Source organism: Asanoa iriomotensis, from assembly GCF_016862515.1.
In the GTDB taxonomy this organism is placed as follows: domain Bacteria; phylum Actinomycetota; class Actinomycetes; order Mycobacteriales; family Micromonosporaceae; genus Asanoa; species Asanoa iriomotensis.
The window spans coordinates 22,254-39,037 of sequence record NZ_BONC01000016.1; the positions used below are offsets into that span (position 1 = coordinate 22,254).

Genomic DNA, 16,784 nt, shown 5'->3' on the forward strand with positions numbered 1-16,784 from the left:
TTACCGCGTCCACAGACGTTTCGGCCACGGGGTTCTCCTTTCGGATCAAGGATGGACATTTCCTGAGCGGCGGGCTCGATGCCGCAACCGCAGTCGGTAAGGAGATTGCTCAGCGGGCCTGAAGCCGGCGCGCGAGTTCAGTGGTCTCCTGGTCGGGCTTCGCGTCGATCTCGGCGAGCGCCCGCGTTAAGGCACGCAGGAGCGTGTCGACCGACTCGGTGTCGTTCAAGGCGTGGCGGGCGCGCATCGCTAGCCGGTACAGCGCCTCGTTCAACCGGTCGAGGGTGATCGCCTTGTCCAGAAGATGCGAGGCTGCAGTCGGGTCCTCGGCGAGCAGGAGTTCCCCTAGCTGGAGGTGCGCTTCGGTTCCCCACCGGCGGACAGCTTCACGGTGAGGTTGGATCCAGTCGTAGGTGGTCGATGCCGCCAAGGGTGCGGTGTACAGCGCGCAGGCGGCCTCGAGGTGGCGTCGCCGGGTGCCGTGGTTGGCGATCGCGGCGTTGCGGAGCAGGTCCCGCAGTTCCCAGAGGTCGACGTCCACGGCGTCGCGGTCCAGTTGGTACCTGCCGTTGGCCCTGATGACATAGGCGTTGGTGCGCCTGCCCGCCGATCGTCCGAAGACGTGCTTGAGGTTGGAGATGTTGGTGTGGACACGTTCGTCGGCTTGCTTGAGTTTCGCGTCGGGTTCGACATGTTCGCCGATGTCTCGGGTGGTGAGGCCGTCGGGATGGCAGGCGAGTAGGACCGCGACTTCGAGTGCTTTCGCGCGTAGCGGTCGGCCCGGTCCGGTGATGCCGTCGATTCCGGGTGGGCCCAGGACGCGTAGTCGTCCTTTCGCTGCCGCTGGTTGGTCGGTTGCTACGGCCATGGCCGGCGGGGGTGCCAGTTCGGTGGTCTGAGTACGGCTTGCCGCGATCGGGACGAGGTCGGGGCTCGCCGGAGTGCTCGCCGTTTCGCCTGTCTGAGCTTCGTGCAGGGCGTTGATCGCCTCGTTGGCGGTGCGTGCTGTGAGGATTGCGACCCGGGCCGCGGGCAGGCTGCCGGTACGTCGAACGGTGCCATCGCTAGTGACGTTCAAGGTCTCGGCGGCGGGCCAATCGCCCAGGAGGAGCGCGCTCGCGCCAGAGGGAAGTCCTTGCCCAAGGATCGCATTAAGGCGAGGCGGGGCGGACTGATATGGCGCTGTGCAGATGAACAACAGCGGTGGTGGCTCCTCTGTCGCCTGGGTATCGAGGATTCGGGCGCGGTGTAGGAGCCTCGCTTCGAGGATGCCGACAGCCTCGTCGATGTCCGCCGCGACGTGCAGCCGCGTCCAACTCTCGACTGTGCTGCCGAAGGGTCCGAGCATTGCCGCAACCGACGCTTGATCGGTGACGACTTCGCCACGCAGTTCGGTGTTTTCGGAAGCGGGAGTGGTCAGGGTCTGCGCCATCGCCGAGCGCGCCACTCCCAACCTTCCATCGCCGACGAGAGCAGTTACTTGCGGCATACGCATCCGCTGAGCCGCGGTCTCTTCGACAGGGATTCGGCTGCCGGAGGCTCCGTCGGTCGGCCTGCGGGTCTTGGCCTTGGTCGCTGCGCGGTCGATTGCTGCGAGAGCCGGCGGCGGCATCGTCGGAAGGTCTTCCACGTCGTGGCCGGTGTAGCGGCGCCTGCGCTGCCTCCATACGGCGGCCGCGACGGTCGCGAGGGCGCCAGCGAGTGCCCAGGGGATCCAGCTTCCATCGGATAGTTCGATGCCCCGCTCGTCTGTGCTGGTGACGTGGACGTCTCGGCGCGCGTCTGCTGGCGCTGAAGGTGGCGTAGTTGCCGTGGCTGGCGTGGGCGTAGGCGACTCGGTTGGGACCGGTCGGGGATCGTCGGGCGTTCGGTTAGGGGGCGTGGGGGCGGCGCGAGCGGCTTGGGTCGGGATCGTGAGCCGCCATCCAGGCTGGATCAGATCTGGATCCCGCAGAGCGCGTCCGTCGGGCTGGCGTCGTCCCTTGTTGATGTCATAGATGTCGTCCCACCGGTTCGGGTCGCCGAGGTGGTCGTCGGCGATGTCCCAGAGGGTGTCGCCCCGAACGACCCGGTGAACCGGGTCCGGCTTCGCCTGCGCCGCTGAATCGGTGGTCGGACTGGCTGAAGGCTGGGGTGTCTGCGCTGGCGCTTCGACGTCTTGAGCGGTAGCCGTGACCGCAGGCGGTGCAGCGGCGGCTGCGACCTGGCCCGTAGCCGTAACGGAGATCGAACCGACCAGGCCGGTGACGATCCGACGTGCGAGCCTTGGGACAGGAAACCGCGGCATGCGCGACGGCGCGAGTGCAGCCAGCGCGTACGCGGTGTACGCGATGGACAGGCCCCACATCAGCCAGATGAGCGCGGCGGCAACCTTGAGAAGGTTCTGCTCCGTCAACAAGTCCGGTTGCGACAAGGCGTCCAGGAAGTCTCGTCCTGAAGGGAGCGTCTCGGGCACCGGCCACCCCGCGACGATCACGAGGGTGACGGGAATGCCGACAAGCCACACGGCGAACGTCAGCACGGCACCGACCGCGCGCGCCCGCGCGACAGCCCGCTTGGTCGCGCTCGGCCTTCTCGATGGAGGTGCCGCAACCCAGACGGTCTCCTGACGTAGAAGATCGTCTCGGTCGCGCGTCGGCCGATCCGGGGATCGGGTCAGGGCAGCCTCCGGGGGCAGCGGGCAGGCAGATACCTCGCGTTTACTCGCATCCTCGGTCACATCTCAACCTCTCGATCGAGAAATGTTCACAATCCGCATATCTTTGATCACACACCGGCATCGGGTCGGCGCAGAAGGAGATGCGTGGGCAGACTGCTTGAGTGCCCGCGGCTGCCCGTCTCGGCGTTGACATCGGCTCGGCTAACACCAAGGCCGTCCTCGCGCTAGCCGACGGTGGGCGGATACCACTCATGCCGGACGGGTCCCCCCGAATGCGCAGTGGTGTGTTCGCACTGCACGGTGGAGGCTTCCTCGTCGGGTCGTCTGCCCGCGCCGCGGCTGTGGAGCAGCCCGATCGCTACCTCGAAGACCCGATATCGGCCCTCGGCGCCGGACCCGTCCAACTCGGCGACCGAGCGATTGAGGCCCACGACATCTTCGCCGCGATCCTGACGGCAGTGCATGCCGAGGCGAACCGAATCGTCGGCCACGCCTTGAGCGCGGTCGTGTTGACTGTCCCGCCGGCGTGGGGACGGATCCGTCGAGACAGTCTGCGCCAAGGCGCCACAGCAGCGGGATTCACTGACATTGTCTTTGTCTCATCGCCGGCGGCGGTCACCACGTATCTGACCTCTACAACCGGACAGCAGGTGCCAAGCGGCGGATACGTGCTGGTGTGCGACTCGGGAGCCGCCGCGACGACGCTCACCGTCCTCGAACAGTCCGATGGCGGATTTCAGCAACTCGCAACCGTTGTCGCTACCGGTGCGGCGGGTCGTGATGTCGACCGGCTCCTCGCGCTCCACCTCCTGGACGCGGTGACACCACCGGGTGCGCCCCAGCTCGAGGAGGATGCCAACGACCCACAGTGGCAGTCAGTCCTCGCCGCAGCTGAGGACGCGAAGGTGGATCTGGCGGAACACGACCGGACCGCCGTCGCTCTGCATGATCCTCACCCGCCTGTCGTCGTGGACAGGGTTGCTCTCGCCAAGATCGCAGGGCCTGCGCTCGCCGCGCTCGACGCCGCAACATCCGAGGTGCTTTCCGCAGCGGACATCGACCGCAGCCACCTGTTCCTCGTGGTGCTTACAGGGGGTGGCGCCGCCCTTCCAGGAATGAAGCAGGCGGTGGCGGCAGCAACGGGTCACGAACCTCGACTTCCCGGTCGAACCGACATCGCCGCCGCCAACGGAGCGCTCACCACGGCCACCGCTTCCACGCCGCTCACGACGCCTCTCCAGCTGCCGCGGGTCAAGCTCCGCCTGACCGACTTCATGAGACCAGCACTCTTTGCCGCCTCCTCTTTGGCGCTCCTCGCCTTCGTCCTGATGACCTTGTTCACGACAAACAACGCCAGCGGCCTGTTCGTCCACCTGGCGGAAGAGCTCATCTCGGCTGCTGCCGTCGCTGCCGTTCTCACCACCTGGTCGGTCGCCCATCTGCTGCCGACCCTCTACCTGTCGACCTCCAACGCCAACCCGTCCGAAGGCGCAGCGCTGATCCGCGCCACGTTCTCCGGCGCGGGCGTACTTGGGATCGTCGTCTCGGCGTTGTTCGGGCTGGCGATCGGTGCTCTCGTTGGAGCGACGACCACCGAGTACGCGTCGCACGCGATCGTGCCGGCTCTGCCCGTCGCGGCCGGAGCGCTTCTCATCGCGGCGCTGGCGCGATCGGTCCCGGCTCCCACGATCCCGACCTGGCTTGCTCATCTGCGCCATCCGCTGGCCGCTGTACTGCTGGGCAGCCTCGGCATGATCGGGATGCGCTACGCCGTCCACGCCCAGATCAGCGCGGGCACCTCGTCGGTCATCATTCGCCTCAGTGCCGCGATCACAGGTATCGCGATCGCGATGACGGTGGTCCGAAGCCGGCGCCTCCAAGTCTTGACGGCGGTGATCCTGGCGGTCGGGTGCTTCAGCGTCGCCAGTCTCGGCAACGTTCGCGCGATCACGCTCGCCTACGTCACCGGCTGCGTGTGGTGGACCGCCACGAGGGTGGGGGTTAGCGCCCGCGTCGCGTATCCAGGACTACGGGAGCGTGTGCATCATCTGCTGGCGACCAGGTCGCCGTAGACAGTTCACCGGCACGCGGCACCGGGCGAGTGCCGCCCTGCGGCCCATCAGTGGTGCCTGAACCGCTGAAGCTCGATGGAAGACGAGTGCAGCGCGTCGGCGATGGCGATGGCGGTGGCGAGCAGCCGGTGGCCGACGTCGACCGGCGTGGCGTGCCTCCAATCCCAGTGACCTGGTTCGGGAGCGGAGACGAACCAGAGTGTCCCGTGGAAGTTCAGGAACAACGCCCCGCCGACTTCCGGGGCGAGCAGGGTCAGGGGTTGCGTGGCGCAGGTGATGAGGCAGTGGCAGTTCGAGTCGTTGTAGGTCAGTCGGGGCTGGCCACGGTGAGCCGGGCACCGGCAGTCACAGTCCTGCTCGTACGGCCGGAGAAAGGTCGAGTACATGGGGGTCTCCTTTGTGATGAAGCGCAAAAGGGTGGTGGGCCGCCCAGAGGGCGGCCCACCGGTGGGGACGGGTTAGCGGAGAGTCGGACCGATGGACTGCGCCGCGTGGCGGAGCAGACGCTCGAGGACTTGGCTGGCCTCGAAGAAGTCGTGCCGGGTGTCAATCTCACCGGCAGAGTCCCAGGCCCAGCTCCCGTGGCCGAGGGAGTCGACGTACAACAGGTTCCCGGCCGTGTCGAGGAACAACGCGCAGTTCCATTGCTCGACGATCAGGGTCATGGGCTGGGTGGCGCAGGTGACGCTGCAGCCGCAGGCGGCCTCGGTGTAGGTGTTGCGCGGGCGGCGGTAGTGGAGTGGGCAGCGGCAGTCGCAGAGCCGCTCGCGTGGTGGCGTGTACGGCATCAGATCTCCCGAAGAGTCAATCCGCTGGGCCGCAGACAGCGGCTTGAGCGGCGAGGATGCGGTTCAGAGCGTCAGCAGGTCGAAGGCGCGTAGTTTGAGCTCGCCGACGTTGCCGGTCAGAACGCGTTGGGCGCGAACGGTGTCGTTCTTGGCCGGCTGGTGGTGGTCGAGGTACTCGACGATCGCCTGGTATCCCGCCCAGCGCGTGCCACGGATCGCTGCTTGGGTGTCGGCCTCTCGGATCAGGTACTTGAGGGTGCCGAGTCGCTGCTTGGCGTTCTTCTTGGTGCCGTCCGAGGCGTTGTCGGCGATCGGCCAGATCTTCGCGATCGTGTTCTCGAACTCGGCCATGGCCAGCGTCTCGTTCATCATTCGTTCCGCGGCATGCTCGAACTCCCCTAGATAGGTCCACATCAGGCCTAGGGCTTCGCGGGCTTGGGTGATCTGGGAGTTCACATTGCTGGTGTGGCGGAACACGTAGGTCCCGACGGCGTTTTGGAATGCTGCCCGTTGGGTGTTGGCGCAGACGACCCGGATAGGGCTCGCGTCGACTCGTAGCGCTGCGGTGCCGTCGTGGGACGTGGTGGCCACCAGATACAGGTCGAGTCGGTCGACGCCGGCGATGTGCATGGCCGAGGGCAGTTTCATGGTCACGAACACGCTCTTGCCCCTGCGCAGGCTGCCGGCGGTCTCGAAGTGGGCGCCTCCGACCTCGTCGACGAGGCGATCGAGGATCTCAGCGCATTGCTCGTTCTGGACGACGCCGTACTCGTCGCCGACGATGCCCAGGTACTCGGTCTCTCCGGTGACAGGGTTGCGGCGGACTGTCATCCGTTTGTCGTCGCAGGCGATCTGTGTTTCGGTCCCGTTGACGGTGTCGATCCCGACGAGGCGGATCTTTCTCACGCCCCAGTTGCCGAGGAACGCTTTCGCCATGATCTCTTCGGCGCTCATGGTGGTCTCGGTGACGGTGCCGAGGCGATGCCATGCGGAGATGCGGGCGGTTGCGAAGGCGGTCTGACCGTTGGCGAACGTTTCGAGTTCGTGCGGCACGGTTCTCCTTTCGTGAACGTGAAGGAGGGGGGCCGAGCGCACGGCTCGGCCCCTGGGATGGGTGATCGGATCAGCAGACGCCCGACGTGACGCCTAAGGGTTGCCGAGACCGCTCCGGTGGGCGATGACGGCTGACGTCGGTCAGCAGCGGGTGTTCGTGCGCGGTGTGAAGGCCCACCCGGATGGCTCAGCTGTTGCCGTCGTCGCTGCCCGTCGCTGGGTAGACGAAGCGCTGCGGTGTCTCCGTGTGTAGGCGGATCCGTCCGGCTAGCGCGGCCTTCGCGCAGTTGTTGCGGACAGCGCCCGAGCTCACGTCGCGGCCGCCGAGCTCCTCGCTGATGCCGTGGGCGATCTCTTGCGGGCTCAGTGGCTGACCGGGCCGGGCGGCCAGATAGCCTACGGTCAGTGCCTCGAGTTCGCCTTTGGCGAACGGACGGTTTCCGTCGGTGTTGACGGTTTCGGCGGCGCCGGCAGTCACGGGCCTCGGGGTTCGGGCGGCGCGGATGACTTGTCCGCAGGTCTGGCACCGTGGCGGTGCCGGGTTCGGGTCCACCGCGCTTGCCCTCGCTGGTCCGGCCATCCACCGCTGCGACGATTCGCCGTCTTGTTGCGGGATGCGGCGGGCAGCATCTGCCTGCTCCATGGCAGCCAGGAGGCGTATGACCGTGGCGTGGCCGAATCCGCTGTCCTGGACGATGGTGTCGAGCGTGGCGCCATTGTCGCCGTGGTCGCTCAGGACTCCCTTGATCGCCATGACCTTGCGGTCGCCGGGCCGGCTGACCGGGGCAACCTGGTCCGGCGCGGGTTGGTCGTTCTGCTCGACGTCATCGCGGCCACGGCCGTCGTCGCTGTCCTCAGCTCCACCGTCACCGTCCGGCTGAGGAGCCTGATCCGAACTGTCGTCGGCTCCGGGCTCGGTGTTGGTCTCGCTCTCGCGGGTTGGGACCGCTTCCGGATCCGGCGCCGGTTGCTCGGTCGGCGGGGGCGTCGCGACGACCCACTGCGTCGAGGTGCCGTCGCTGGACGCGTCGGCGCCTTCGGCCGGGGCGACAAGACCGGCGTCGTGAAGGGCTTTGACGGCACGGCCTGTGGTGGCGCGGGATTTGCCGGATTTCTCCGCCAGCTCCTCGGCTGTGCCCTGGCCGAGTTCGACCAGCGCGTCGAGGACCGCCTTTGCGGTTGGTGACAGGGCCGGGTGTTCCATGGTGCGTCCTCCTTCGGGAGTCTGCGGGTGGCTGGACAGAACGGTCGTTTCGTCCTGTCGGTTTCGGTACGACTGCGGCATCAGCGCCGTGTTCGGGTCGCCGAGCTGAGCTCAGGCCGTCAGCTCTGCCCGTTCGGCAGGGCTGAGGTGGACGGGGCGGCGGTTGTTCCATTCGGGCGAGTGCCGTAACCGCCACCAGCGCAGAAGCGCCCGGCAGGCGGTTGCGAGGTCTTCGCATTGCGGCAGCCTGTCGGCGGTGCCCTTGGGGTGGTGGTCCGGACTGGTGCTCGCCGTCGGCAGCCAACCGGCGTCGATGCGGCGGATCTCGCCCAGGATCCGAGCGGGGTAGGGGACCTGGAACGCTGCGGCGGCCTCGGCGTCCACGAACATCAACCAGGTGTTCGCGGGTTGGCGGCGAAGCATGGCCACGCCGTAGGACGGGTCACCGGGCTGGAGGAGCAGGTAGCGTTCATCGCCGTCGCCGATCGTCCGGTGACTGCGCCATCCCTGGTACGCCTCGACTAGGAGCTCGCCCAGGACGGTGTGCTGCTCGCTAGCGGCGTAGATGTCCGCGATGGCTTGCAACTGTCCGGCGTACCGGATGTGGACGCCCGCGCACAGCAGTTGCTGTGCCGCGTTGCTGCGCTCAGCCAACCCGTTGACTGCCTTGTCGAGTGCGCTGGAGCTGTCGTTGAACCGCAATGTGATCTTGTGAAGCAATGTGGCGAGTTCGCCGCAGGTGTCGTCGCGTGCGGTGTCGTGGCGCCACAGATGGTCGGGCAGAACGTCGTCGGTTGCGGCCGCGATCCATCGCAGTGCGGGGTCGGTCAGGAACATGGGGTCTCCTCGTCGGTCCTCGATGGACAGGGAACGGCCGGCCGCAGCGATGCTGGGCCGGCCGTGGGCGGGGTGTCAGGCGAGGGCAACGGCGCAGAGTCGCGCGTTGGAGCGCAGGCGGCGCAGATAGACGCAGGCATCGTTGAGGAATCGGAGGCGGTCGGCGAGGGACGGGCCGGCGGGTTGTAGAAGGCGGCCGTCTGTGGTGATCAGGGCGTCGCCGACGAGCGCGGTGCGCCAGTGCAGGCCGGTGTAGGTTGCTTCGCTGGCCTGGTAGAGGGCGAGTTCGTAGGGGTCGAAGGTGTGGCCGCCGCTGTGGGCGAGCATCGCGAGGACCCGTGGCTGTTGTTCGAAGCGGCGGCGGGCCTCGGCGAGTGTGACCTTGTCTGGCGCGGCGTGGTGTTGGGCGAGGAGGTCCTCCCACGGCCGGGCGTTCGGTGTCGTCGTGGCGATGTAGGCGTGGAAGGCCTGCCACCGGTTGCGGGCGTCGTCGGCGGCGCGGGCGGCGGTGGTGGTGAGGTCAAGGCGGCTCTTTCGGCCGCCGGCGGCGACGGTGTAACCGCTGAGGCGGAGGGCGGCGTCGAGCAGGAAGTAGCCGAACCAGCGGGTGAGCCAGCCGACGAGGCGGCGGTGCCTTACGTGGTAACGGCGTGAGGGTGTGCCGTGGGCGTGAAGCAGATCGTTGATCTTCTCCGAGGCGGCGAACCAGTCGGCGTCATCGCCGTCTGCGAAGCAGACGGTGACCACGCGTGCGGCCATGGGGGTGTTGGTGGGCACGACAGGTGCTCCCTTCGCGGCAGGTGGGCATGGCGAGGTGTCGCCACAGACGCGCGTCTGTTCGCGGCGGGCTGCCCTGTGGGCGCTGAACCTGGATGGCCAGCCGACCAAAGAGGTGGGCTGGTGATCCTGCGAGCGCGGGCATGCGCCGGGTGGGAGACGGGCGGTGGCGCGAGCAGAAAGAAATGGATGTGCCGAGCACCGTAGCCGCGCGACCTGACAGGCCCAGCTGACACAAAATCCGCTGACCTGCACCGATGAGGCTGATGGTGTTGCCCTGTCAGGGCCTGTCAGGCCACAAAGACGCCGTCGACGAAGTTGGGGTTGTCGGCGACGGCTTGCCCGTGGTCGCTGGGCAGTTCGATCAGCCGGAGTCGTTGGGTGCCGTTGCCGGGCAGCCAGACGGTCTCGGCCGGGTCGCTGTCGTGGGTGGCCGTGGCGGTGGGCACGTCGGCATGCCGGAGACGCAGGCGCCCGTGGAGGTGGTCCTCGCGCGCCGCGCTCGGCAGCCAGAACAGGACCGGGTACCGGGGGCCGCCGCGGCGGGCGAGGTCCGCGTACCGGTCGAGCTTGGCCACCACACGCGCGAGGGGCTCGCTGCCTGAGTCGGCTTCCAGGAAGAAACCGGCGGTGATCCCGCCGACGCTCCACAGGCCGTGCCCGTCCGCGGTGATGGTGCGGAACTGCCTGGCGGCGGTGACCTCGGACCACCATCGGTCGAGTCGGGCATCGGCGTTCGCGCGCGTGTGGGCGCACAGGCGGACGCTGAACTCGTTTGCCGTCAGCAGATGGGTCAGATGCGGGTTCGCGGACAGTCGGTTGATGCGTTGCCTGCTGGAGCGCAGGGTTGGTTCGGGCAGGTCGTGTGCGGCGGCTTGGAATCGGTGACCATCGTGGCCGAGGGTCCAGTGCCATGGCTGGCTGCCGCCGCCGGCGCGGGCGAACCGAAATCGCTCGAGCAGGCCGAGAGCGCGTAGCTCGTTGAGGCGGATCTGGCAGGTGCGGCGGGCGAGGAACAGCAGTCGGTGAATCTGGTCCGTGGTGAGGACCAGGTGGTCGTCAAGCAGTTGCAGTAGCCGCCGGTCGCGGTCGGTGATGTGGGGGTAGATGGCCAGCAGGCTGGAACGGTATTGAGGCATGGGCTGGATCACCCCTGGAGAGAGAGTCCCGTAGGGAGTCTGGATTCATTGATCTTGGTGGCTGTGCTCGCAGCGGCCAGGGTTCTCGCAGCCCGGGGCGCATATGCCTCCGGGCGGGAGGGCTCGTCTGTGGCCTCGGATCGTGGACGCCCCCAGACGAGCCCCCAATGCCGCACCCAAGCGAGTGCTGAGACGAGGCCGGTGCCGGTCAGCGTTGTTCGGATAGCCGGCGTCGCATGGCGGTGCGCGCGAGTTGTTGCATGGGCGGCTCGTCACCAGGTGCGTGCTTCGCTGCGCACGCCTGACGGATGGCAGTTGCCTCGCCGACGATCGGCACGGGTGGGTTGGTGATGAAGGTGAACGCGGGCAGCTCGCGGTTGCCGACCAGTAGTCTGGCGGCGCCGGTGAACGCGTCGAGGTGGGCGAGGTCGTGTTCGTCGATCTCGGGTTTGGTGTGCCGCGACAGTTCTCGGGCGTCGGCGGGATCGATGGTGAAGTACAGCTTCGACCGGGCGTTGGCCGAGATGGCTGCGGCGACGTCCTTGGGCAGTTGGGCCAGATGCTGGTGGGCCAGGACCATGCCGAGACGGAAGCCGCGGGCCTCGGCCAGCATGTCTCCGACGCTGCCGGGCAGCGTGAGGAAGTTCTGGCACTCCTCCACATAGAGGGTGGCGTCTTTGCGCTGATCCTCGGGGATCCTCGCTCGCGCGGTGGCAGCCTGCCACACACGGGCGACGATCAGCGAGCCGAGGATCCTCATGGTGTCCTCGCCGAGGATTCCTTTCGGCAGTCGGCACAGCAGGACTCCGCCGTCGAGGACGCGGCCCATGTCGAACGAGCTGTGGGCGTTGCCGATCACCGATTTGACGAAGTCCCGCAGCAGGAACGCTCTCAACCTGGCCAGGACAGGTGCGATGACCTGGCCGCGGAACTGCTCGTTGATGCTGTCGTACCAGATCCAGAAGCCGCCGAGGCCGTCCGGGTCGTCCAGGCCGTGCGTGAACCGGGCCCGGAATTCGCGGTCCTGGAGCAGGGAAGGCACGAGGCTCAGGGTGGGTCGCGCGTGCCGCATGAGGGTCAGGCAGGCCACGCGCATGGTGTCGTCCATGCGCGGCCCCCACTGCCCTTGGAAGATCTTGGCAAAGATGCCGACGAGGTTGTCGACAGCGAGGTGCGGATCCCCACGATCGTCGAGGGGGTTGAAGCAGGCTGGGTTGTCCTGATCGGGGTCGATGAGGACGATCTTGTCGGCGTAGGAGGCGGGGAGCCGGTCGAGGATGTCGGTGACCAGGTCGCCGCGCGGGTCGACGACGACGGTGCCGCGGCCGGCCTTGATGTCGCCGAGGATCATGCTCAGTAGCAGGGTGGACTTGCCGGCGCCGGTCTTGCCGACGATGTGGATGTGCTGGCGGGTGTCGAGAGTGTGTACTCCAACGCTGGCTCGGCCGAGCTGTGAGCGGCCCAGGAGTTTGACGCCGCGGCCGCCGGACGGGATTTGGGCTGGCGCGGGGACCGCTTTCGCGCGGGCACGGTCGAGGCCCGGCACCGCGAGGTCTTGTGGCAGCGCGGCCATCGCGGCGAGCTCGGGGACGGTGGCCAGGAATCCGCGCCGGAGCCGGCGGGCCGCCAGCGCGGTGACCGGCGAGGGCAGCCGCAGCCGCCGAAGCCGGTTGGGACCGGTGTAGGTGGCGGAGGCGGCCGCGATCGAGTGCGCGAGCCCGGCGAGGCGTTCGCGGCCCTGACGGCGGCGGTTAGCGCTGGCGGAGGCCGGTGTTTCGGCGGCCACGGCGTATCGCACGGCGATCTCCAGGTGCGGCACTGTGGTCGCTTTGGCGACCATGGCACGGACGATCGTGGAGGCGACCGGATCCCGATCGCCCGCACGCGTCGTGGTGGTCGAGGCGGCACCCGGTTTGGACGGGCCAGGGAGGAGCACCTCGAGAAGCCACAGCAGCGGCTGGGCCACTAGGCGCGCGATAACGGTCGCGATCAGGGCGGCCGGGTCGTTGCGGCCGGGTTGCCCGCTGGCAGCCGATTCCCGTGCTCGGCGGACGCGTCGAGGTGCTGCCGGCCGGGCCAGGATCTGGACGCAGGCGTGCTCGCGGTTCCGGACCTGCGCCCCGGCGGCGAGGAGTGCCCGCAGCGGGTCGCTGTCGTGGTCGACGCGCAGCGGTAGCACGTCGCCGTGCTGCGGCCAGTAGGCCCCGCCCGCCTGCTCAACGGCAGTCTCCGGAATGGGCGGGGCGGCGTCGGAGACGGCGACGGTCGCGGCGGGCCACGCCGCCCGGGCGGCGGCTTCGACCGCGCCTGGCGGCACGGTGCCGGGCACCCAGACACGGATCGTCAGGGCTCGGGCGGACCACGCGTATTCCCATGCCACGTGCGGCGTCCCGAAGAGTCGGCGCCGCCACACCGAAGGAGTGAGGACGCCGACCATGGTGGTCCAGAACACCGCAGCCGACTCCGCCGTCACCTCAGGAGGTGCAGCAATGCTTAGCAGCCGGGCGTCCGCCGCCCACCGTTGGTGCCGCCACGCGAATAACTGCTGACGGCCTGCTGTTGCCGCTGCGGTGACTGCGACAGCGACCAGTGCCAGCCATGGCCGCGCCGCGAGCCATGCCCAGGCGTCGACCGGCCATGTCGGGGCGTTGGTCATGCCGTCTCCCCGATTCCGGTGATCGCGATGCGGTGTTCGCTGGGCGAGCCGACGGAGCGGAACGGGATGCGGTCGCGGCCCGCGACGAGCAGCCCTTCTCCGCGGGGCGCGGAGAGCAAGAGGCGGGTTTCGCCTGCGGTCAGGTCGAATGCTTCGGCGATCGCGTCGATCGTTTGAGGGGACTGGCCCATCAGGATCTGGGTGGCCGCATTGGAGACCACGGCGAGGCCGAGGTCGGTGGACAGGACGTCGGCGGCGTCTTGGGTGACGACGCACAGCCCGGCCGCGCGCTTGCGGGCTGCCTTGGCCATCCGGAACAGGAACCGGGCGCCCTCACCGTCGCGCATCAGCAGCCATGCCTCGTCCACGACGACGAGCTGTCGGTCCGTGGTGGCGGAGGGTGTGTCGATGCGCGACCAGATGGCGTCGAGGGCGAGGAGCGTGCCCACGTTGCGGATCTCGTCCGGTAGGTGCCGCAGTGACCAGACGACGAGGTGGCCCTGCGGTGCGGTGGTCGTCGGCCCGTCGAACAGGCTCGCGAAGTTCCCCGTTGTCCACGGGGCGACCCGTGCGGCCAACTGTCCGGCGGCAGGGTCGCGGTCGGCCGCGAGCGTGTCGGCTAGGTCGCGCAGCAACGGCGCGGGTCGGCTCCAGGTCGTGGGGTCGGCGCTGATTCCGGCTCGGGCGTAGGTGGCGATGATGGCCCGGTCCAGAGCGGCGCTCTCTGCCGGTGGCGGTGTGGCCCCCAGCATCACCGCGATCAGGGTGTGCAGGAACAGGCCGCGTCGGGTGAGCGTGTCGGGGCGCCCGTCGGCGGGCACGTCGAGCGGGTTGATCCGCACGCCTGGACGGCCGAGCTGGACGACGGTCCCGCCGACGTGCTCGGCCAGCGGTGCGTACTCGTCCTCGGGGTCGACAACCGACACCATTGTGCCCTGGTACAGATTGCGGAGCACGTCCAACTTCACGAGGTACGACTTGCCGGCGCCGCTGCGGGCCAAGACGACGGAGTTGTGGTTGTCCTGGGCCCACCGGTTCCAGACCAGGACGCCGTTGCTGGTGGTGTTGACCCCATACAGGACCCCGCCGGGTGAGGGTGCGGCGCCGGGCGTGGGCGCAGGAAGGTCCGCTGACGCGAACGGGAACGCGGCGGCCAAAGCCGGAGTGTCAAGGATGCGGCGCACGCGCAGCGGGTCTTCGCCGATGGGCAGGGTGGCGACCCAGCCCTGTTGGTGGCGGAACGTTGCCGGTTGCAAGTCGAGCAGGACACTGGCGGCCGCGGCCTTCACCCCGTCGGCGGCCGCGCGGAGCTCATCGAGGTCGCGGGCGTGGACGGTGATGTAGATGCCGGTGTCGAACAGCTTCGCCGCTCCCCGGGCGACGCGGTCCGCGAGGTCGGCGGCGTCGGCGGCGGCGGCCTCGACGATCGGGTCGCCGAGGCGCCCGCGGTCGGCGTCGATGCGCCGTGACGATTCGAGGCGGCTGCGTTGCCGTCGCAGCATGGGAGCGGCCAGCTGGGCAGGAACCGGCTCGATGTGGATGGCGACGTCGACACGACCGGGGTAGGACAGCAACGGGTCCAGCCAGGCCGCACCGACCTCGGCCGGGAAGCCGCACACGACGTAGGTGGCGGCGTATCCGTCGCCGAGCCGCACATGTGACGGGGTGACCTGCAAGGCCGCTGGCGACGGCATGCCGTCCGTGGCGGTCGCGGGTGTCGTAGGCCGCAGGAACGGCTTCATGGTGTGCTCCGCAGGGTGATCGGGGCGCCGGCGGTCGCGCGGGGTCCGGGTGTCGGCGGGGAGAACGGATCGACCGCGCTGGCCAGGGCGGCGGTGACCGCCGGACCGTCCAACGCTGTGGCGGGGACGCCCAGGCCCGACAGGGCGCGCGCGGCGTCGGCGGCGTGGGCGCTGGTGACGACGGTGAGGACGTGGCGGCGCAGCGGATCGCGGCGGGCACCGAGGTCGAGCAGGAACGCGGCGTGGTCGTCGGCGGCGGCTCGCAGGGCCGGGTGCGGTAAGCGTGGTGCGTGGTCGGCGACGGCGTGGGCGTCCGCGGACAGGTCGTGGGGTTGCGCGGAGGCAAGAATTTGCGTGGGACCGGTCAGCGCGTTGAGGAACCGACCGAACCCGTCAAGGAGCGCTTCTTGCTCGTCTCCGGTGCGCAGGTGGATGTTGGTGGTGCCGCAGGCGATGACGACCCGGGCCGCCCGGTCGCAGGTGACCACTCCGCGCGGGCTGACCGACGTCACCGGGGTTCGCAGCGGGGCCGGCAGTGCCGTCGCGCCGGCGAGCACGGCGACCGTGGTGGCGTGCGGCGAACCGGGTGCCAGCGTCCGCGGCGCTCGGCTGAAGGTGATGCCGTTGAGCAGCCACACGTCCAGCGAGACCCCGTCGCGACGTCCCAGCGTGACGACGACCGTTGCGGCGGCCACGACGGCGGCCACGAACAGCCATACCGGCAGCGGCAGCATGTTGCCGGCGAGGCGGTAGACGCCGAAGCCAGTCAGCGCGACAGCGCCGATGATGGCCAGCTGACGGAACGTCAACCCGAACGCGATCCGGTCGGGCTCGTTGATGTTGGCGGGCACCACCGCGCGCGGGGCATCGTCGATGTCGTGCATCAGGTCTCCCGATTGAGCACGACACGGCGCTGCCGCCGGTGGGTGTGGTTGCTGACCCGCACCCGTGGCGACGCTGCCGGCCGGCGACGCAGATGGCGTCCAACGGTCTGCACGACCGCGACCCGGGCCAGGACGGCGCCGGTGCTGCGGCTGCGGGGCTGCCGGACGACCCGGCGGACGAAGCCGGGGATGCTGACGGTGACCCACAGGACGACGGCGACGATGAACAGGTTGAGCAGGTCCGTCTGGGGTAGGCCCATCACGACGGGCAGGTTCGACCGCGGGTCCAAGATCAGTTCTACGCCGGTCGCGAGGGTCACTGCCTGCAGCGTGGGAGTGGCGAGGCATCCGAGCAGGGCTCGCCACCATAGGTAGGCGACAGGTTCGGTCCACGGCAGGCTGTGGCAGGCCAGCGCGATCGGGGCGAGCCCGGCCAGGATGATCAGTACACCGATGCGGACGAGCCAGCCGACGACGAGTGACGCCGTCAGTCCGACGATGAGCGGCCCGACGAGCAGGGCGAGAAGTGCGGTGTGCGGATCGGCCAAGGCGGCGACCACGTGCGTGCGGGCCATGGTGACCGCGTCGACAGTGGGGGTGTCCGTGCCGACCATCGAGACGGTCAGCGCGTTGGCGACCTGGATGATGACGGCGCACATCGGCATCGCGAACACGGATAGCGCGAACCCGACGACGAGGCGCGGGAGGAAATCCTTGAGGGTGTAGCGCGTCTGGACGGATCCGCTGACCATCAAAGCGACACCCACCGTGATGATCGCGAGCCCGAAGCAGGCGTTGACGACCAGCGCGCTGCGGCCGGCGATCGTCTGGACCTGGGGGAGGACGGTGACGTCCGGCGACAGGAACATCTCCGACGTCAGGAAGGCGAGCACGCCGCTGAGAACGTCGATGATGCGGTCGGCAACCCAGTCGATCGTGCCGTCGAGGAAGTGGTCGACCATGACCAGTGCCC

Annotated in this window: 13 protein-coding genes; 1 reads left to right on the top strand and 12 read right to left on the bottom strand. The window is 68.8% G+C overall.

Annotated features, from left to right (window positions below; translation table 11 throughout):
- Positions 1-109 precede the first annotated feature (109 nt).
- The gene (locus Air01nite_RS13645) at positions 110-2,521 is read right to left on the bottom strand and encodes an AfsR/SARP family transcriptional regulator (RefSeq protein WP_203702500.1); all 2,412 of its coding nucleotides are present in this window, start codon (positions 2,519-2,521) and stop codon (positions 110-112) included.
- 299 nt (positions 2,522-2,820) lie between these two features.
- Between Air01nite_RS13645 and Air01nite_RS13650 the strand changes: the two genes are divergently transcribed.
- Positions 2,821-4,731 carry an Hsp70 family protein gene (locus tag Air01nite_RS13650; protein WP_203702501.1) on the top strand — a complete coding sequence of 637 codons (1,911 nt, stop codon included), beginning with the start codon at positions 2,821-2,823 and terminating at the stop codon, positions 4,729-4,731.
- 47 nt (positions 4,732-4,778) lie between these two features.
- On the opposite strand, the gene Air01nite_RS13655 is transcribed toward Air01nite_RS13650, so the two are convergent.
- From Air01nite_RS13655 to Air01nite_RS13705, 11 genes are all read right to left on the bottom strand, one after another.
- Positions 4,779-5,117, bottom strand: coding sequence for a hypothetical protein (locus Air01nite_RS13655; RefSeq protein WP_203702503.1), 339 nt, complete (start codon positions 5,115-5,117; stop codon positions 4,779-4,781).
- 72 nt (positions 5,118-5,189) lie between these two features.
- The gene (locus Air01nite_RS13660) at positions 5,190-5,519 is read right to left on the bottom strand and encodes a hypothetical protein (protein WP_203702504.1); all 330 of its coding nucleotides are present in this window, start codon (positions 5,517-5,519) and stop codon (positions 5,190-5,192) included.
- A gap of 63 nt (positions 5,520-5,582) precedes the next feature.
- A complete protein-coding gene (locus tag Air01nite_RS13665) occupies positions 5,583-6,572 on the bottom strand; it encodes a DUF932 domain-containing protein (RefSeq protein ID WP_203702505.1) in 990 nt (329 codons plus the stop codon).
- Between the two features lie 187 nt (positions 6,573-6,759).
- Entirely contained in the window at positions 6,760-7,776 is a 1,017-nt protein-coding gene (locus Air01nite_RS13670; RefSeq protein WP_203702506.1) for a helix-turn-helix domain-containing protein, read from the bottom strand.
- Positions 7,777-7,887: 111 nt separating this feature from the next.
- Positions 7,888-8,613, bottom strand: coding sequence for a hypothetical protein (locus Air01nite_RS13675; protein WP_203702507.1), 726 nt, complete (start codon positions 8,611-8,613; stop codon positions 7,888-7,890).
- Between the two features lie 75 nt (positions 8,614-8,688).
- Positions 8,689-9,390 carry a hypothetical protein gene (locus Air01nite_RS13680; RefSeq protein WP_203702508.1) on the bottom strand — a complete coding sequence of 234 codons (702 nt, stop codon included), beginning with the start codon at positions 9,388-9,390 and terminating at the stop codon, positions 8,689-8,691.
- Positions 9,391-9,680: 290 nt separating this feature from the next.
- Positions 9,681-10,529: a replication-relaxation family protein gene (locus tag Air01nite_RS13685; protein WP_203702509.1), complete on the bottom strand. Its 849-nt coding sequence runs from the start codon at positions 10,527-10,529 to the stop codon at positions 9,681-9,683.
- Between the two features lie 208 nt (positions 10,530-10,737).
- Positions 10,738-13,185 (bottom strand): type IV secretion system DNA-binding domain-containing protein, encoded by a 2,448-nt coding sequence (locus Air01nite_RS13690; RefSeq protein ID WP_203702510.1) that lies wholly within the window; start codon positions 13,183-13,185, stop codon positions 10,738-10,740.
- On the bottom strand, positions 13,182-14,927 hold the full coding sequence (locus Air01nite_RS13695; RefSeq protein ID WP_239090702.1) for a VirB4 family type IV secretion system protein: 1,746 nt from the start codon (positions 14,925-14,927) through the stop codon (positions 13,182-13,184). Before Air01nite_RS13695 ends, Air01nite_RS13690 begins: the two co-directional genes overlap by 4 nt.
- Positions 14,924-15,811: a PrgI family protein gene (locus tag Air01nite_RS13700; RefSeq protein ID WP_203702511.1), complete on the bottom strand. Its 888-nt coding sequence runs from the start codon at positions 15,809-15,811 to the stop codon at positions 14,924-14,926. The genes Air01nite_RS13695 and Air01nite_RS13700 overlap by 4 nt, the downstream gene beginning before the upstream one ends.
- The gene (locus tag Air01nite_RS13705; RefSeq protein WP_203702512.1) at positions 15,811-16,773 is read right to left on the bottom strand and encodes a TrbL/VirB6 family protein; all 963 of its coding nucleotides are present in this window, start codon (positions 16,771-16,773) and stop codon (positions 15,811-15,813) included. Before Air01nite_RS13705 ends, Air01nite_RS13700 begins: the two co-directional genes overlap by 1 nt.
- Positions 16,774-16,784 lie beyond the last annotated feature (11 nt).